At 67.6% G+C, this 16080-nt stretch carries 15 protein-coding genes; 7 read left to right on the forward strand and 8 right to left on the reverse strand.

The features are described from left to right. Positions 1 to 79 precede the first annotated feature (79 nt). The 5 genes from IED13_RS09975 to IED13_RS09995 form a co-directional block, all read right to left on the reverse strand. Positions 80 to 808 carry an amino acid ABC transporter ATP-binding protein gene (locus IED13_RS09975; RefSeq protein ID WP_038362977.1) on the reverse strand — a complete coding sequence of 243 codons (729 nt, stop codon included), beginning with the start codon at positions 806 to 808 and terminating at the stop codon, positions 80 to 82. Next, positions 805 to 1461: an amino acid ABC transporter permease gene (locus IED13_RS09980; RefSeq protein WP_113251909.1), complete on the reverse strand. Its 657-nt coding sequence runs from the start codon at positions 1459 to 1461 to the stop codon at positions 805 to 807. The genes IED13_RS09975 and IED13_RS09980 overlap by 4 nt, the downstream gene beginning before the upstream one ends. After that, positions 1458 to 2177, reverse strand: a complete 720-nt coding sequence (locus IED13_RS09985) for an amino acid ABC transporter permease (RefSeq protein WP_038362972.1) — start codon at positions 2175 to 2177, stop codon at positions 1458 to 1460. The genes IED13_RS09980 and IED13_RS09985 overlap by 4 nt, the downstream gene beginning before the upstream one ends. Positions 2178 to 2255: 78 nt before the next feature. Continuing rightward, positions 2256 to 3713, reverse strand: coding sequence for an NAD(P)-binding domain-containing protein (locus IED13_RS09990; protein ID WP_191124089.1), 1458 nt, complete (start codon positions 3711 to 3713; stop codon positions 2256 to 2258). Then, on the reverse strand, positions 3710 to 4693 hold the full coding sequence (locus tag IED13_RS09995; protein WP_248312532.1) for a LysR family transcriptional regulator: 984 nt from the start codon (positions 4691 to 4693) through the stop codon (positions 3710 to 3712). Before IED13_RS09995 ends, IED13_RS09990 begins: the two co-directional genes overlap by 4 nt. Positions 4694 to 4783: 90 nt before the next feature. On the opposite strand from IED13_RS09995, the gene IED13_RS10000 reads away from it, so the two are divergent. Both IED13_RS10000 and IED13_RS10005 read left to right on the forward strand, forming a co-directional pair. Next, positions 4784 to 5278: a CMD domain protein gene (locus IED13_RS10000; RefSeq protein WP_113251906.1), complete on the forward strand. Its 495-nt coding sequence runs from the start codon at positions 4784 to 4786 to the stop codon at positions 5276 to 5278. Further along, complete coding sequence (locus IED13_RS10005; protein ID WP_113251905.1) at positions 5275 to 5850, forward strand: peroxidase-related enzyme; 576 nt, start codon at positions 5275 to 5277, stop codon at positions 5848 to 5850. Before IED13_RS10000 ends, IED13_RS10005 begins: the two co-directional genes overlap by 4 nt. 7 nt (positions 5851 to 5857) lie before the next feature. Here the strand turns inward: IED13_RS10005 and IED13_RS10010 are convergent, their stop codons facing one another. Then, entirely contained in the window at positions 5858 to 6925 is a 1068-nt protein-coding gene (locus tag IED13_RS10010; RefSeq protein WP_113251904.1) for an NAD/NADP octopine/nopaline dehydrogenase family protein, read from the reverse strand. A gap of 22 nt (positions 6926 to 6947) precedes the next feature. Then, positions 6948 to 7634, reverse strand: a complete 687-nt coding sequence (locus tag IED13_RS10015) for a GntR family transcriptional regulator (RefSeq protein ID WP_191124090.1) — start codon at positions 7632 to 7634, stop codon at positions 6948 to 6950. Positions 7635 to 7842: 208 nt separating this feature from the next. Here IED13_RS10015 and IED13_RS10020 point away from each other — a divergent pair, with 208 nt between their 5' ends. The 5 genes from IED13_RS10020 to IED13_RS10040 all read left to right on the forward strand — a co-directional run bounded on the left by IED13_RS10020 (position 7843) and on the right by IED13_RS10040 (position 14971). Next, the gene (locus IED13_RS10020; protein ID WP_191124091.1) at positions 7843 to 9345 is read left to right on the forward strand and encodes an ABC transporter substrate-binding protein; all 1503 of its coding nucleotides are present in this window, start codon (positions 7843 to 7845) and stop codon (positions 9343 to 9345) included. A gap of 93 nt (positions 9346 to 9438) precedes the next feature. After that, positions 9439 to 11520 (forward strand): hydantoinase/oxoprolinase family protein, encoded by a 2082-nt coding sequence (locus tag IED13_RS10025; RefSeq protein WP_191124092.1) that lies wholly within the window; start codon positions 9439 to 9441, stop codon positions 11518 to 11520. Between the two features lie 2 nt (positions 11521 to 11522). Next, positions 11523 to 13169, forward strand: coding sequence for a hydantoinase B/oxoprolinase family protein (locus IED13_RS10030; protein ID WP_191124093.1), 1647 nt, complete (start codon positions 11523 to 11525; stop codon positions 13167 to 13169). Between the two features lie 27 nt (positions 13170 to 13196). Continuing rightward, entirely contained in the window at positions 13197 to 14117 is a 921-nt protein-coding gene (locus tag IED13_RS10035; protein WP_191124094.1) for an ABC transporter permease, read from the forward strand. Further along, the gene (locus IED13_RS10040) at positions 14114 to 14971 is read left to right on the forward strand and encodes an ABC transporter permease (protein ID WP_191124095.1); all 858 of its coding nucleotides are present in this window, start codon (positions 14114 to 14116) and stop codon (positions 14969 to 14971) included. The genes IED13_RS10035 and IED13_RS10040 overlap by 4 nt, the downstream gene beginning before the upstream one ends. 41 nt (positions 14972 to 15012) lie before the next feature. On the opposite strand, the gene IED13_RS10045 is transcribed toward IED13_RS10040, so the two are convergent. After that, positions 15013 to 15933: a LysR substrate-binding domain-containing protein gene (locus tag IED13_RS10045; protein ID WP_038362954.1), complete on the reverse strand. Its 921-nt coding sequence runs from the start codon at positions 15931 to 15933 to the stop codon at positions 15013 to 15015. Positions 15934 to 16080 lie beyond the last annotated feature (147 nt).

A 16080-nucleotide genomic window follows, 5' to 3' on the forward strand; every position in this document is an offset into this window, starting at 1 on the left:
AATCGCCTCTCCCGACGGAACCGCCGGCTTGTTGTCGCTCGCATGACCATGGCTGGCCGCTGGAAACGCCCATGACCGCTCAATGCGTCAGGACCTGCTTCAGGAATTGCCGCGCCCTCTCCGAGGCAGGGGCTGTGAAGAACTGCTCCTTGGGCGTGTCCTCGACGATCTCGCCACGATCCATGAACAGGACGCGATCCGCAACGCGTTGGGCGAAGCCCATCTCATGGGTGACGACGATCATGGTCATGCCTTCGAGGGCGAGCTCCTGCATCACCTCGAGCACCTCGTTGATCATCTCGGGGTCGAGCGCCGAGGTCGGCTCGTCGAACAGCATCGCCTGCGGGTTCATCGCCAGGGCGCGTGCGATCGACACGCGCTGCTGCTGCCCGCCGGAGAGTTGCGACGGGCGTTGTCCCAGCTTGTCGCCAAGCCCGACCCGCGTCAGGATCTTCGCCGAGCGCTCATCGGCCTCCTTCTGCGAGCGTCTGAGCACATGGATCTGCGCCAGGCTGACATTCTGCAGCGCGGTCATGTGCGGGTAGAGCTCGAAACTCTGGAAGACCATGCCGATGCGCGAGCGCAGCGCCGGCAGGTCGGTCTTCGGCGACGAGACCGAGACGCCGTCGACCGTGATCGTGCCCCGCTCGAACGGCACCAGCCCGTTGATGCATTTGATCAGCGTGCTCTTGCCGGAGCCCGACGGCCCGCAGACCACCACGACCTCGCCGAGACGGATCTCGGCCGAGCAGCCGCGCAGGATGTGCTGGGGGCCGTAGGATTTGTGCACGTCGTCCAGAACGATCATGACGGGCGCCCCTTCCTGTAGAATTCGGCAAGCTTCGTGACGGAGAGGCAGATCACCAGATAGACGACGGCGACCAGCGTATACATTTCGGTGGAACGCCCGTCGCGGGCGGCGACCACGCTCGCGGCGGTGAGGAAGTCGTGCAGCGACACGACATAGACCAGCGAGGTGTCCTGGAACACGATCACGACCTGGTTGAGGATCAGCGGCCCCATCGCCCGCATCGCCTGCGGCATCACGATCAGCCGCAGCACCTGCCAGCGGCGCAGGCCCGTCGCCAGCCCGGCATCGCTCTGCCCGGAGCGGACGCTGCCGATGCCGGCGCGGATGATCTCGCAATAGAACGCCGCCTCGAACAGGACGAAGGCGATCAGGGCCGAGGTCAGCGAGCCGACCGGCCGCCCGATGGCGAGCGGCATCAGGAAATAGAACCAGAACAGCACCAGCACCAGCGGCAGCGAGCGCATCACCGTGACGTAAGCCGCCGCCGGAACCGAGATCAGCCGGTGCGTGGACAGCCGCATCAACGCTAGCCCGAAGCCGACGACGAGGCCGCCCAGCGTCGCGACCAGAACCAGCAGCGCGCTGAGCGCCATCCCTTCGGCGAGGAATCCATACGAGCGGGCGATCACGCCCCAGTCGAAATCGCTCACGTCGTGGCCTTTCGCAGCGAGGCTCCGCCGATCCGGCCATCGATGAGGCGCATCAGCCCCGTCGCGCACAGGCCGATCACCAGATAGCCCACCGTCGCGAAGGTGAAGGCCTCGAAGCCCTGGAAGGTGTAGTTCTCGACATGCCGGCTTTGCGCGGTCAGTTCGAGCACGCCGATCGTCAGGCTGAGCGAGGACAGTTTGATCGTGATCAGGAATTCCGAGGTCAGCGGCCCGACGATGGCGCGCAGGCCCAGCGGCAGGGCGATCAGCCGGAAGGCCTGCAGCGGGCGCAGGCCCGTGGCGAGCGCCGCCGGCAGCAATGGCGCGCCGACGGCCTCGATGCCGGCGCGAACCTGCTCGGCGACGCGCGCCCCGGCGAACAGGCCGATGGCGACCACCGCGGTGACGATTTCCGGATAAGGCAGGTCCCGCTTCAGCCAGAGGCCGACCCCGTCGGGAACGATCTCGGGCAGGACGAAATACCAGAGGAACAGCTGGACGAGCGGCGGCACGCTGCGGAACACGTCGATATAGATGCCGGCCAGCAGGCGCGCCACGCGAGACGGGGCGCTGCGGGCGACGCCGACGACGATGCCGATCGTCAGCGCGACGGCCCAGCTCAGGATGCTGATCGCCAGCGTCAGGAGCAGGCCGCTCCACAGCCAGTCGATATAGGGCTCCCTGATCAGGACCGACCAGTCCCAGCGGTAATTCATCCGTCCCTACCTGTCCCGAGGTCGCCCCGACGCATTGGTTATCCAGCTAAAGCAAAATGAAGAGCACCATCTAAATTGTCAGCCCGAAGCCGCCGAGTGCGGCGCGACCGTCCACTCGTCACCCAGCAGCTCCGGCGTGTCATAGGCGACGAGCGCGGCGTAATGCGTCTCGCGATCCTCGCTGAACAGCCCGGCGGTGATGCTGCGCGCAAGGCGATCCGCGCCGTCGCTGACGGCCGGGATGTCGCCCGAGAGCTTCCCGTGGGAGAGCATCGCCGGATAGTTGAAGCAGTGGATCCGCGACAGCGCCGGGCAGGAGCCGGGCTCGCGTTCCTGGAACTCGAAGCCGGGCCCGAGATCCGGGGCATTGGCAAGCTCCGCATTGTCGAGGCCGGTCGGCGGCGTATAGCGGTGCTTCCAGAAGCGGATGAAGGGCGCGAAGGCCGCAAGCTCCGGCCGCAGGCCGAGATCGACCTGGAAACCCGTCGCCAGGATCAGGAAATCGAGCGGATAGGCACCGCTCGGCGTGGTCAGGACGAGATGGCCGTCACGCTCCTCCAGGCTCAGGATCGGGCTGCCGAGATGAAAGCGCGCCTGCGGATGCCGCGAGACGCGCAGCGTCGAATCGCGCGGCGGCGGCGTCTGCGCCTTCATCGCATGGTCGAGAAAGCGCCATTTCCACTCATCCGGCAGGGCAGCGAAACCATGGACCACGCCCTGGCTGCCGATGCCCGTGAACTTGTTGACGCGCGGCAGGTCCTTGCGGCGGACGAAGAGATCGAGGCTGCCCGCGCCCTGTTCGAGAGCCTCGGCCGCATTGTCCATGGCGGAGGCGCCGGCGCCGACGACCCCGATGCGCTTGCCCCTGAGAGCCTCGAAATCGAGAGCCTCCGAGCTATGGGCCCAGAGCTTGCGGTCGATACCGGAGACAATTTCCGGCACGAAGGGGCCGCCGAGCCCGTCGCGGCCGGTCGCCAGCACGAGATGGCGGGCGCGGATGACGCGCTCGGCGCCGGCTTCGCGCAGGCGCAGCGTCAGCAGCTCCTCGGGGCCGGGTTCGACGGCGAGAAGCTCGACATCGTTGCGGACCGGCAGGTCGAGCACGCGGCGATACCAGGTGAGGTATTCCATCCATTGCCGCCGCGGGATCTTGCCCAGCGCGTTCCAGGCGTCCTGGCCGAACTGTGCCTCGTACCAGGCGCGGAAGGTCAGGGCCGGCAGGCCGAGGGCCGGGCCCGTGAGCTGCTTGGGCGAGCGCAGCGTTTCCATGCGCGCGAAGGTCACCCAGGGCCCTTCGCGGCCGGCCGGCGCCTTGTCGAGCACCAGCAGATTCGCGATGCCGAGCCCCTTCAGCGCCGCCGCCGCGGCGAGCCCGCACATCCCGGCCCCGACGATCACGACGTCGGTGACGGGCTCTCCGGCAAAGGTACGCGGCGGCACCCAGCTCTTGGCGGGCCATTCCAGCCAGGAGAGATCCTGTCGCAACCGGATTTCGAGCTGGCGCAGGCCGATGGCCGGCGGCGTGTTGGCGTTCATGGCGCAAGGTCTTTCGGATGGGGAGAAGAGCCCAGGGCGTCGGCCATCAGCCGGTCGCGGGCCGTCGCGGCGTGCCGGACGAAGCCCGGCAGCGTCTCGCGTGAAATCGTCTCGAGCGCCTCGACAAGGCCCGAGGCCAGGCCGCTCAACGGCCGGCCATAAGGCGAGAAAACCGCCCAAAAGAAGGGGATCGACAGGTCGAGCGGGCGGATCGCCACCCCTTCCACCGGCATGCCATGGGCCATGACCGGTTCGACGACCGCAATACCCAGGCCCGCGCGCGCCGACATGATGGCGGTCTGCGCGGTGTTGCTGTCGAGGATGGCGGCCGGCACGATGCCGCGCTCCGCCAGCGCCATATCGAGACGGCGGCGCCAGCGGAACGGATTCGCCATGGTGATCAGCCGGCGACCCGCCAGGCTCGCGAGCGGAATGCGGTCGCTGCCGGCGAGCGGGTCATCCGCCGCGACGACAGCGACGCAGGGCGCCTCGCCGATCCAGTGGATGTCGATCGCCGGATGCTCGACCGGCAGGCTGGCGATGCCGATTTCGCAGCCCTGCGTGGCGACGGCCTCCACGACCTGCTCGGCAATGGCGGTCCGGACATGGATCCGGTCGGGAAGGCTGTCTCCGTCCAGCCGCGCAAGCGCAGCCGGCAGCATGCCGGAGAAGGCGGCGATGGCGGCGACGGACAGCGAAGGCGGCCGCTCCTGCGCGATGGCGTCGGCCCGCTCGCGCAGCAGCCGCAGCCAGGCGATCACCGGCTCGACCTCCTGGTAGAAGCGCAGGCCCTGCCCGGTCGGGGTGACGCGCGGCCCGGCGCGATGCAGCAGGCCGAAGCCGAGGGAGGCTTCGAGATCCTGGATCAGGCGGGTCAGAGCCGGTTGCGAGCGCCCGAGCAGCCGCGCCGCGCCGGTGATGCTCCCGGCGGACATGACGGCGGCGAAGGCTTCGAGCTGGCGCAGATCCATGGCATCCATAATTCCAAATCCGAATGATATGGACATCATGATACGCGTCAAGCATTATTCGATCGGGCGACGAGACGCCCGCCTTGCGCGGAGGATGGAATGACTTTGATCGAGACCCTGGCCGGCGTCGGGGCAGGCTCCCCCCTCGCCGAGGCGCTGGCACAGCGGGCGCAAATCATGGAATTGAGTCAGGCCAGCCACGATGCGGTGCTGCTGCCGCGCGAGCCGGGCGGCCTCAGCCATGCCGAGCGGGCCGCGCTGGCGACGCGCATGGCCTCCGTCAATCGCGACGACGCCCTGGCCGCGCATTACCGCGCCTTGCTGGCGGATGCCGGCGAAACGCCGGTCCTCGCCGCGATCGCTGCCGGCGAGGACGCGAGCCGGGCCGGCGCCGATGCCCGGCTCGCCGCTTTGGTCCGCCACATCGACATCCTCACCGCCCGGACGCGGGAGGCGACGAAGGGGGATGTCGCCGCGCTCGTCGCCGCCGGCATCACTGAACCCGATGTCGTCCGGCTGGCGGAGCTTGCCGCCTTCGTCAACTATCAGGCCCGCGTCATCGCCGGGCTGCGCCTGCTGGGAGCCTCCCGATGAGCAAGGTCGTGCACGAATTCACCGCGACGGTTCCGCGCTGGCAGCCCTATGTCACGCCCGTCGAGATCGACAAGGCGACGCCCGAGCAGCTCGAGGCGATGCAGGTGACGCCGTCGAACAAGAAGATCTCGGCCTATGTGCTGACGCTGGCGCATGATCCGGAATCGCTCAAGGTGCGCTCGCCGCTCTTCAACGCGATCATGTACGGCAAGGGCGGCCTGTCCTCGGCGGAGCGCGAGCTCGGCGCCGTGGCGGCCTCGATCGTCAATGCCTGCGTCTACTGCGCCGCGGTTCACGCCTCGCGCTTCAACCAGCTCACCAAGCGACCGGAGGTGATGGAGACGATCTTCGCGGCGGGCACGCAGGCCGAGCTCGAGGAACAGCATCAGGCGATCTTCGACTTCGCCGTGAAGCTCTCGCAATCGCCGCCCGCCGCCGGCCCGGCGGAGCTTTCGGCATTGCGCGAGGTCGGCCTGTCCGAGGTCGAGATCCTCGACCTCATCCTCTCCGCCTCGATCTTCGGCTGGGCCAACCGGCTGATGCACACGCTCGGGGAGCCGGTGGCGGACTAGAGCCGGATCAGTCCCCGCGCAGCTCCCGGTGGAGCTGCGCGGCGGAAAACCGGCCAAGGTCGAGCGCCGGCAGCAGATCGTTCTCGGCGCGGAAGTTCCGGGCGCAGATTGCGTCGAACAGGGCGATACCGGCCTGATGCAGCGGCAGCGCCACGCCGGTGACCTGCCCCAAGGCCTCGAGCGGCACCAGGCCAAAGGGCACGTCCTCGGTGATGAAGCGGGTGTCCAGCGTCTTGGGGCCGAGCAGCTCCGGGCGGTTCCTGTAGACGGCCGCCGCCATCTCGCCGACCGGGCCCGGCGCCACGCCGAAGGAATGCACATAGTGGTCCTGCACGCTGCGGACCGACAGGCCGAAGGCCCCGGCCAGCGCCAGGCGCTCGACATCCATGGCATCGACGATGCGGCCGACGCCCTGGGTGATCGAGCCGTAATTGGGCCAATCCTCGCCGCGCTCGGCACGGGTCAGGTTGCCCAGCATGTTCGCGACATGGGCCGGCGGGTTGAGGTTGCTGAGCATGATCGCGAGCACATCCTCGCGCGGCTCGAAGCGATCGCCGAACAGGGCGCGGCAGGCATCGAGGCCCGCCTGCGCATGGCGAACCGGCAAGGTGGCGACGTCGAGCTTCGCCCGGATGCCCGAGACATGGACGCTGCGCGGCCCGCTCTTGCGCGCAGTCAGCGCCGTCGTCGCCCAGGCCGCGATCGGGACGTCGACGCCCCGCTCCTGCAGCAGACGGTGCAGATGGAGCGCCGCGAAGGAGCAATGGGCGCTGATGATGACGCTCTGTCCGGCAACGAGATGCGGTGCGAGCGCATCGAGCGCCGTCTTGAAGCCATTCGCCTGCACCGTGACGATGACCGCCTCGGCCCCCGCGACGGCCTCGGCGCAATCGCGGGCGATGCGCAACGGCACGGCGGTTTCGAGCTTGCCGGTGACGGTCAGCGATGCGTCCTCGGCGAAATCGGCCAGGGCCGCTCCGCTCGGCGACCAGATCACGGGCTCATGCCCCTGGACGGTCAGGTAGGCGGCATAGCCGCGCCCGATCCCGCCGAAGCCGATGATGGCGACGCGCATGGCTCAATTCCCTTGAGTGATGTCAGACGACTTCGAGACCGCCCATCACATGCTTGTGGACGACGGCCTCCAGCCCGGGCTTGTCGCGCTCGCGCAGGCGTTCGACGATCTCGTAGTGCTCGCTCACCGTATTGGCGAGCAGGGCGGCGGTGTTCTTCTCGCGCGTCAACGTGACGGGCACCCGGCTGCGCAAATCGAAGATCATCGAGACGAGGTCGCGGTTCGGGCAGAATTCCAGCATCACGGCATGGAAGGCGTAGTTCGCCTCCTCCTGCGCGACCACGGTCCCGGCATTGACGGCTTCGGCGAAGGCGTCGGCGCGCAGCAGCAAGCGTTGCAGCCCCGCCTCGTCGATATGCTTCAGCACCTCCGCGGCGGCCGCGACTTCCAGGATGGCGCGGATCGTCACGACATTGCGGAAGCGCTCCTTGTCGAAGGTTTCGACGCGATAGCCGCGATTGGCCTCCAGCTTGACGAAGCCCTTCTCCTCGAGCCGGTCCAGCGCCTGGCGGATGTCGAGCCGCGAGGCGCCGTACTGCGCTTCGAGATCGACCTGCTTCAGCCAGGAGCCGGCGCTGAGCCGGCCCGTGCTGATGTCCTTCTCGATCAGCTTTGCGAGTTCGCGCGCCCGCGAGGCGCTGCCGCCGGCGGCGCGCTTGCCGCCCGCCTCGCCAGCCGTCCTGCCGCCCTGCTCAGTCACCAAAACCATCGCGCCGTGTTCCAAAAGACGAATCCGAGCATGTTCCCCCGGCCATCATCACCCGCTTTGCCGCCCGACCGCAATTCGCCTGCAGGCATCCGGAGGTGAAGCTCACTGCCCGCGCCCGCCGATTGAGCAAAAACATCCATAGACCGAGATTGACAGATGCCAATCGTGAATTCAAGATTGGCGCCAAAGTCAAGCACAGGGGATCGTCATGCGCAACCGGGCCCACAGCCTCGCCGCCGCTCTCGCTTTCGCGATGAGCTCAACCGCCCTCCTCTCTCCCGCCTTGGCGCGCGACCTGACGATCGCGCTGTCGAGCAACGTCAACACGCTCGATCCCGACAAGTCGACGACGGTCGGTACCGACCTCAGCGTCGCCGCCCATATCTACACCCCGCTGGTCGATCGCGGCCCCGACCTGAAGCTGCGGCCGGGCCTCGCCACCAAATGGCAGGCGATCGGCGACACCGCCTGGCAGTTTACCTTGCGCGAGGGCGTGACCTTCTCGAACGGCGAGAAGCTCGATGCGGAGGCCGTGAAATGGAATGTCGAGCGCGTGCTCGACCCCAAGACCGGCGCGCGCAACAAGCCCTGGTTCGCCGCGATCAACGAGGTCCGGGTGATTTCTCCGACCACCGTCGAGTTCGTCACCAAGGGCGCCTATCCCGACCTGCCCGACCAGATGTCGATGTTCCTGCTGATGCCGCCGAAATGGACGCAGCAGAACAACCCCTCCGTGGCGGCGCTCGGCAGCGGCCCCTATGAGCTCGTCCGTTTCGCCAGCGGCGACCGCATCGTGCTGAAGGCGCGCCAGGACTACTGGGGCGAGAAGCCGGCCTTCGACAACGTCACCTTCCGCATCATCCCCGAGGATTCCTCGCGCATCGCCGCGCTCCAGGCCGGCGATGTCGATCTCATCACCGGCTTCCCGACCTCCGAGATCGCGCGCATCAAGGCAGGCGGCAAGGCCGAGGCCTCCTCGGTCGCCGGCACGCGCGGCATGTTCATCAAGCTCAACGGGCTGAAGGCGCCGTTCAAGGACAACCCGAAGCTCTGGCGCGCGCTCAATCTCGGCATCGACCGCAAGGCGATCAATGACGGGCTGCTCGACGGCCTGGCCCAGATCAGCGCCTGCCAGCCGTTGTCCTCGGTCTATTTCGGCTACAACCCCGATCTGAAGCCCGTCCCCTACGATCCCGCCGAGGCCAAGAAGCTCTTGGCCGAGGCCGGCTTCGCCAACGGCCTGACCATGGATCTGGAAGTGCCGACCGGGCGCTACATCCAGGCTTCCGACATCGCCCAAGTCGTCGCCTCCCAGCTCGGCGAGATCGGCGTCACCGTGAAGCTGCGCGAGATGGAATTCGGCGCCTTCATGAACAAGTACATCGTCGGCAAGAATCTCGGCGACTCCGCCTATTTCGGCCTGGGGTGGCCAACGCTCGACGCGGGCGGGCTCCTGAACTTCTGGGAGAAGGAGAACCCGCAATCCTACTGGGAGAACGACAGCTTCAACGAGGACGCGAAGGCGGCCCGTTCGACCAATAATCCGATCAGGCGTCTGGGGCTCTATCGCAAGCTGACCAAGCAGCTCTGCGAGGATTCACCCTCGATCTTCATGTTCTTCACGCCGATCACCTACGCCCAGTCCAAGACCATCACCTGGCAGGCGCGCGGCGACGACTGGGTCCGCGCGATCGACATCAAGACGCGCTGAGCGCCCCTCGAACGACCCGAGCGGCGGGCCTCATCGGCTCGCCGGCGGCGGAGCCTTGCCTGAATTTCCGATCAACCGGATCGCGACAAAGTCATGACCGTTCAAGACGAAACCACCCTGAAGCTGCGCGTCGGCGTCGATTCCGGCGGCACCTTCACCGATGTCTGCATGTTCGACGAGACGCATGGCGAGATCCATGTCTGGAAGGTGTCGAGCACGCCACAGGACCCTTCGCTGGGCATCGCCGGCGGCATCGAGCAGGGCGTCGCAGAGGTCGCCAAGGCGACGGGGCAGAAGGTCGACGTCGTCTATTTCGGCCATGGCACCACGGTCGCGACCAATGCGCTGATCGTCGGGCGCGGCGCCGAGACGGGCCTCATCACCACCAAGGGCTTTCGCGACGTGCTGGAACTGCGCCGGCAGAAGCGCGATTCCCTCTACGACATCCAGACGCAGAAGCCGCGCATCCTGGTGACGCGCGACAAGCGTCTCGAGGTCAGCGAGCGCGTGCGCTTCGACGGCAGCATCCACACGGCCCTCGACGAGGATGAGGTCCGTGCCGCCGCCCGCAAGCTGAAGGCCGATGGCATCACCACGGTCGCCGTCTGCTTCCTGTTCTCCTTCGTCGAGCCGGCGCATGAGAAGCGCGTCAAGGAGATCCTGGCCGAGGAGATGCCGGGCGCCTTCGTCTCGATCTCGCATGAGGTCGCCCCCGAGTTCCGCGAGTACGAGCGGCTCTCGACCACGGTCGTGAACGCCTATCTCGGCCCGATCATGAAATCCTATCTCTCGAAGCTGCAGCCGCGGCTGGCCGAGATCGGCATCGATGCCCATCCGCATCTGACCCAGTCGAATGGCGGCGTGATCTCGTCGGAGGTGGCGCAGAACTTCCCGGCGCGCACCGTGCTCTCGGGGCCGGCGGCCGGCGTCATCGGCGCGTTGTCCGTTGGCGGCCTTTCCGGCTTCGACAACATCATCACCTTCGACATGGGCGGCACCTCGACCGACGTCTCGCTGATCGACCGCGGCCGGCCGCAAATGTCGAACGATGCCGTCGTTCACGGCTATCCGCTGAAGCTGCCGATGCTCGACATCCACACCGTCGGCGCCGGCGGCGGCTCGATCGCCCATATCGATGCCGGCGGCCTGCTCAAGGTCGGCCCGCGCTCGGCCGCCGCCGATCCCGGCCCGGTCTGCTACGGGCGCGGCAACGAGGAGCCGACGGTCACCGACGCCAATGTCGTGCTGCAGGTGCTGAACCCGACGCATCTCCTGAACGGCCGCATGAAGATCGACCAGGCCCGCGCCAAGGCGGCGATCGGGCGCCTGGCCGACCAGCTTGGCCTCGGCGTCATGGAGACGGCGCAGGGCATCATCAGCGTCGTCATCGCCAATATGGCCAAGGCCATCCGCGTGATCTCGGTCGAGCGAGGCTACGATCCGCGCGACTATGTCATGCTCGGCTTCGGCGGCGCCGGCCCGATCCATGCCGCCCGGCTCGCCCGCGAGCTGGAGATCCCGCGCCTCGTCGTCCCGAAATATCCGGGCATCATGTGCGCGCTCGGCCTGCTGCTCACCGATCTGCGCACCAACCTCTCGCTGACGCGGCTCCTGCCCCTGAGCGAGGCCGGCGCGCCGGGCATGGAGAGCGGCTTCGCCGGCCTCGAGGAGCGCGGGCAGGACTGGTTCGCGCAGGAGGCGATCCCCGAGGAGCGCCGCTCGCTGATCCGCTCGGTCGACATGCGCTATGGCGGCCAGGGCTACGAGCTCACCGTGCCCTGCCCCGCCGGCCCGATCGACGCGGCCGCCCTCGTCATGCTGCGCGCGGAGTTCGAGCGCATCCACAAGCAGGTCTATGGCTATGTCGCCGCCGAGGAGCCGGTGCAGGTCACGACGCTGCGCATCGAGGCGGTTGGCCTCGTGCCCAAGGCCGACCTCAAGGCCTATCCCCCGGCCTCCGGCACGAGCAATGTCGCGATCACCGGCTGGCGCGAGGTCTGGCTGCCGGAAACCGGCGGCTTTACCAACTGCCCGATCTATGACCGCGCCTTGCTCGGCCCGGGCCATGAGGTGACCGGCCCCGCCATCATCGACCAGATGGATTCGACCACGCTCGTCCTGCCCGGACAGGTCGCGACGGTCGATGCCCATCTCAACCTCATCATCGAGGGCTGACCATGCTGGACAAAGCCAAGACGCAGCTCGACCCGATCACCGTCGAGGTCATCGGCAGCGCGCTCACCACCATCGTCGAGGAGATGGGCAAGGCGATCATCCGCGCGGCCTACTCGACCAACATCAAGGAGCGGCAGGACTGCTCGACCGCGCTGTTCGACGCCGCCGGACGCACCATCGCCCAGGCCGAGCATATCCCGGTGCATCTCGGCTCGCTGCTCGGCATCGCCGAGCACGTCTTCAAGAACCACGATCTCTCGACCGTGCGTCCGGGAGACGTCTTCGTCGGCAACGACGCCTATACCGGCGGCGGCACGCATCTCAACGACATCGTCTTCCTCGAGCCGATCTTCCATGGCGACAGGCTCGTCGCCTGGGTGACGAACCTCGCCCACCATTCCGACTTCGTCGATCGCGGCCACGCCCATATCTTCCAGGAGGGCCTGCGCATCCCGCCGGTCAGGCTCTATCGCGAGGGCGTGCTCCAGGAAGACCTGATGCAGCTCATCCTGCTGAACTGCCAGGTGCCGCGCGAGCGCATCAACGACTTCCGCGCCCAGATGGCGGCCAATCGCCTCGGCGTGCAGCGCTACCAGGCGCTCTGCGACAAATACGGCGCCGAGACGGTGCGCGCCGCCGGCGCGCAGGTGCTGGACTATACCGAGCGGCGCACCCGCGCCGGCATCGCCCAGATTCCGGACGGCACCTACAGCTTCCGCCACGACTTCGACAGCAACCTGATCGATGGCGTGATGGACCTGAAGGTGGTGATCGAGGTCAAGGGCGACGAGATCTTCATCGACTTCCCCGATGCGCCCGAACAGGTCCGCGCGCCCATCAACATGGTCTATACGGCGCTGCTGGCGACGGTGTATTTCGCCGTGAAGGCGATCGTCGATCCCGATCTGCCGGCCAATTCCGGCTTCCACCGGCCGATCCATGTCTCCGCGCCGCTGGGCTCCGTGCTGAACTCGACGCCGCCGGCCGCCGTCTACAGCCGCACCGATATCGGCCAGCGCCTCGTCGACATGATCTTCGCCGCGCTCGCCGATGTCGTGCCAGAGCGCATCGCCGCCGCCTCGACCGGCGGCACGCTCCTGACCACCAGCGGAATCCATCCGCGCACCGGCCGCTTCTACGTCTATAACGAGATGCATGGCGGCGGCATGGGCGCGCGCGCCAACAAGGACGGGCTCGACGGCGTGCAGGTGAACACGACCAACACGGCCAACCTGCCGATCGAGGCGCTCGAGATCGAGCACCCCGTCATGGTGAAGTGCTACGAGCTGGTGCAGGATTCCGGCGGCGCGGGCGAGTATCGCGGCGGCATGACGCTCAGGCGGCGCGTCGAGATGCTCGACCACACCGCCCGCATCTCGGCCGGCGGCACCAACAGCATCGTGCCGCCCTTCGGCCTCAAGGGTGGCCAGGACGGCCTGACCGCGCGCGTCGAGCTCTCGCCCGGCGCCAAGCCGCTCGACCGCCGCGCCGGCATCCTGCAGCCGGGCGAATGGGTCGGCATGGTCGCGGCCGGCGGCGGCGGCTTCGGCGATCCGAAAAAGCGCGACCGCGCGCTGGTCGAGCGCGATCTGCGCGAGGAGCGGATCTCGCGCGAGGCGGCCGTGGAAATCTACGGGCTGAAGCTCTGAGGATCGTCTGACGATGGAGGCCGCCGGATGCCGCGCCACCTGACCTCCCGCCTCGGCGAAGGCCTGATCGCGATCTGGGGCGTGGTCACGATCGTCTTCGTCGTCTCGCGGCTGCTCGGCGACCCCGCCGTGCTGCTGCTGCCGATCGGCGCGACGGAAGCGCAAATGCACGAGCTGCGCACGCAGCTCGGGCTCGACCAGTCGCTGCTGCAGCAATATCTGACCTTCCTCCTCCATGCGCTGAAGGGCGATTTCGGCCAGTCCTTCCAGTTCGCGCGCCCGGCGCTCGACGTCGTGCTCGAAAGGCTGCCGGCCACGGCCCTGCTCGCCGGCTGCGCGCTGGCGATCGGCGTGCTGATCGGCGGCATGGCCGGCGCGCTCGCCGCGATCTATCGGGGATCCGCGATCGAGGGGCTGGTCCTGCTCGTGGCGCTGCTCGGCCAGGCGACGCCCTCCTTCTGGCTCGGCATCATGCTGATCCTGCTCTTCGCGGTGCAGCTCGGCTGGTTCCCGACAGGCGGCTACGGCGAATGGCAGAACCTTGTCCTGCCCTCGGTGACATTGGCCTGCTTCACCACGGCCAGCATCGCGCGCCTGCTGCGCTCCTCCATGCTCGACGTGATGCGCGACGACTATGTCCGCACGGCCTATGCGAAGGGCCTTAGCCCCCGCCGCGTCTATATCTGGCATGTCGGCCGCAACTCGCTGATCCCGGTCATCACCATGACCGGGATCCTCGCAGGCGAGCTTCTCGGCGGCGCCGCCGTGACCGAGACCGTCTTCGCCTGGCCGGGCGTCGGGCGATTGATCGTGCAGGCGATCGAGACCAAGGATTTCCCGGTCGTCCAGGCCGGCGTCGCCGTGGTCGCCACCATCTTCGTCCTGGTCAATCTCCTGGTCGACCTGCTCTACACCCTGATCGACCCGCGCATCCGGCAGGAATCATGAGGCTGCTCTCGTTCCTGCATCGCCAGCGCGCGAACTGGCTGGGCCTGCTCGGCGCCGCCTTGCTGGTGCTCCTGCTTGTGCTGGCGCTCGCCGGGCCCTGGCTCGGCCTGCCCGACCCGACGCGCGGCGACCTGAAGGCCCGGATGATGGCGCCGACGCTCTCCTGGGCCGGGCTGGGCGCCCACCCCTTCGGCACCGACCAGCTCGGCCGCGACATCCTGAGCCGCATCATCGCCGGCAGCCGCGTCACCCTGACGATCGCGGGCTCGGCCGTGATCCTCGGCGGCATGGTCGGCGTGTTTCTGGGCCTCGTCGCCGGCTATTTCGGCGGCTGGTACGACCGCATCCTGATGCGGCTGGTCGACATTCAGCTCGCCTTCCCGCTGATGTTGCTGGCACTTCTGGTCGTCGCCGCGCTCGGCCCCAGCCTGCACAACCTGATCGCCGTGCTCGCCCTGACCAGCTGGGTCCGCTATGCCCGCATCGTCCGGGCGCAAGTCCTGACGGTCCGGGAACGCGAATTCGTCCAGGCGGCGCTCGCCATGGGCGCAGGCCATGCCCGCCTGCTGCTGCGCCACATCCTGCCCAACGTCCTGACGCCGGTCTTCGTCGTCGCGACGCTGGAACTCGCGCGCACCATCGTGCTCGAAGCCGGCCTGAGCTTCCTCGGCCTCGGCATCCAGCCGCCCTCGCCGAGCTGGGGCCGGATGCTCGCCGACGGGCGCACCTATATCGCCAGCGCCTGGTGGATCATCACCCTGCCCGGCCTCGCCCTGATGCTCACCGTGCTCAGCGTCAATCTCTTGGGCGACTGGCTGCGCGACTGGCTCGATCCGCGCGCCGACCGGCACTGACCGCATGCGGCGCGCGCCGCCGCGGCAACCGAAGGCCGGCGTCAGGCCCAGCTCTTCGCCAGATCGTCGATGAAGCTCGTCGCCGTCGCCTTGGCTTCGTTGGCGAAGTCCGCGATCAGCGGGACGTTGCGGGCGTCGCGCGCGAAGCAGACCAGAAAATCCAGCGGGATGGTCGGCTCGAACGGGCGCACCACGACCTGCTTCTCCACGCCCGCGATGAAGAGCGGATGCACCAGCGAGACCCCGAGCCCCGCCGCGACGAAATGGCAGAGGGTCGAATTGGAGTCGGCGGTCAGGACGACATGGGTCCGGACATTGTAGCTCTCGAACATGCTCGCGACCTTCTGCCCGGTATAGGTCTCGGTGTTGAAGGCGACGAAGGGAACGTCGTGCAGGTTCTCCGGCCGGATGACCTTCAGCGCCGCGAGCGGATGGTCCATCGGCATGATGCAGAGCAGCGGATGCTCGAAGAGCGGTTCGGTGACGATGTAGGGGTTCGCGGCGCGGGCCGTGACGATCCCGATGTCCAGCACGCGCGTCAGCACGTATTCGGGAATCCATTGCGAGCTCGGCGACTTGACCATGCAATAGACATTGGGATTGCGCTTGAGGAAGCTCATCGTCGTGCGCTGCATATAGGCGCCGCTCAAAGCGGGGATGGCCCCGATCACCAGCCGCCCCTGATCCTCGCGCTTGATCAGACCGATCGCGCTTTCGACCTGGCGCATCCCGACGAAGATCCGCGCGACCTCCTCATGCAGGCGCAAGCCCTGCGCCGTCGGGAACAGCCGCCCCTTGTAACGGTCGAAGAGCTTGAGGCCGTTGTCTTTTTCGAGCTGCATCAGGAGCTTGCTGGCAGCCGGCTGCGAGATATAGAGCGCCTCGGCGGCCCGGCTGACCGTGCCGTGCTCGATCAGCGCCTTGAAGATCTCGATCTGACGAAGATTGATCGCACGCGGCATACTATAACCTTAGGAATAGAGTGCTGCCGAATTTCTATTGGACATAATACCATACCCGTCCCTAGCGTCGTCAACACGGCGGAACAGATGGCTGGGACGTTGCAGGGCCAATTCCGGAAAGATCGGCCCCTTGGCGGCCGCCTCTCG

The sequence above is a fragment of the Allobosea spartocytisi genome, from assembly GCF_014764685.1.
GTDB lineage: Bacteria > Pseudomonadota > Alphaproteobacteria > Rhizobiales > Beijerinckiaceae > Allobosea > Allobosea spartocytisi.

What these genes read in the sequence shown, in the direction of transcription:
- IED13_RS09975 (WP_038362977.1), bottom strand. Translation starts at nt 808, where the DNA reads ATGATCGTTCTGGACGACGTGCACAAATCCTACGGCCCCCAGCACATC.
- IED13_RS09985 (WP_038362972.1), bottom strand. Translation starts at nt 2,177, where the DNA reads ATGAATTACCGCTGGGACTGGTCGGTCCTGATCAGGGAGCCCTATATC.
- IED13_RS09990 (WP_191124089.1), bottom strand. Translation starts at nt 3,713, where the DNA reads ATGAACGCCAACACGCCGCCGGCCATCGGCCTGCGCCAGCTCGAAATC.
- IED13_RS09995 (WP_248312532.1), bottom strand. Translation starts at nt 4,693, where the DNA reads ATGGATGCCATGGATCTGCGCCAGCTCGAAGCCTTCGCCGCCGTCATG.
- IED13_RS10000 (WP_113251906.1), top strand. Translation starts at nt 4,784, where the DNA reads ATGACTTTGATCGAGACCCTGGCCGGCGTCGGGGCAGGCTCCCCCCTC.
- IED13_RS10005 (WP_113251905.1), top strand. Translation starts at nt 5,275, where the DNA reads ATGAGCAAGGTCGTGCACGAATTCACCGCGACGGTTCCGCGCTGGCAG.
- IED13_RS10010 (WP_113251904.1), bottom strand. Translation starts at nt 6,925, where the DNA reads ATGCGCGTCGCCATCATCGGCTTCGGCGGGATCGGGCGCGGCTATGCC.
- IED13_RS10015 (WP_191124090.1), bottom strand. Translation starts at nt 7,634, where the DNA reads ATGGTTTTGGTGACTGAGCAGGGCGGCAGGACGGCTGGCGAGGCGGGC.
- IED13_RS10020 (WP_191124091.1), top strand. Translation starts at nt 7,843, where the DNA reads ATGCGCAACCGGGCCCACAGCCTCGCCGCCGCTCTCGCTTTCGCGATG.
- IED13_RS10025 (WP_191124092.1), top strand. Translation starts at nt 9,439, where the DNA reads ATGACCGTTCAAGACGAAACCACCCTGAAGCTGCGCGTCGGCGTCGAT.
- IED13_RS10030 (WP_191124093.1), top strand. Translation starts at nt 11,523, where the DNA reads ATGCTGGACAAAGCCAAGACGCAGCTCGACCCGATCACCGTCGAGGTC.
- IED13_RS10035 (WP_191124094.1), top strand. Translation starts at nt 13,197, where the DNA reads ATGCCGCGCCACCTGACCTCCCGCCTCGGCGAAGGCCTGATCGCGATC.
- IED13_RS10040 (WP_191124095.1), top strand. Translation starts at nt 14,114, where the DNA reads ATGAGGCTGCTCTCGTTCCTGCATCGCCAGCGCGCGAACTGGCTGGGC.
- IED13_RS10045 (WP_038362954.1), bottom strand. Translation starts at nt 15,933, where the DNA reads ATGCCGCGTGCGATCAATCTTCGTCAGATCGAGATCTTCAAGGCGCTG.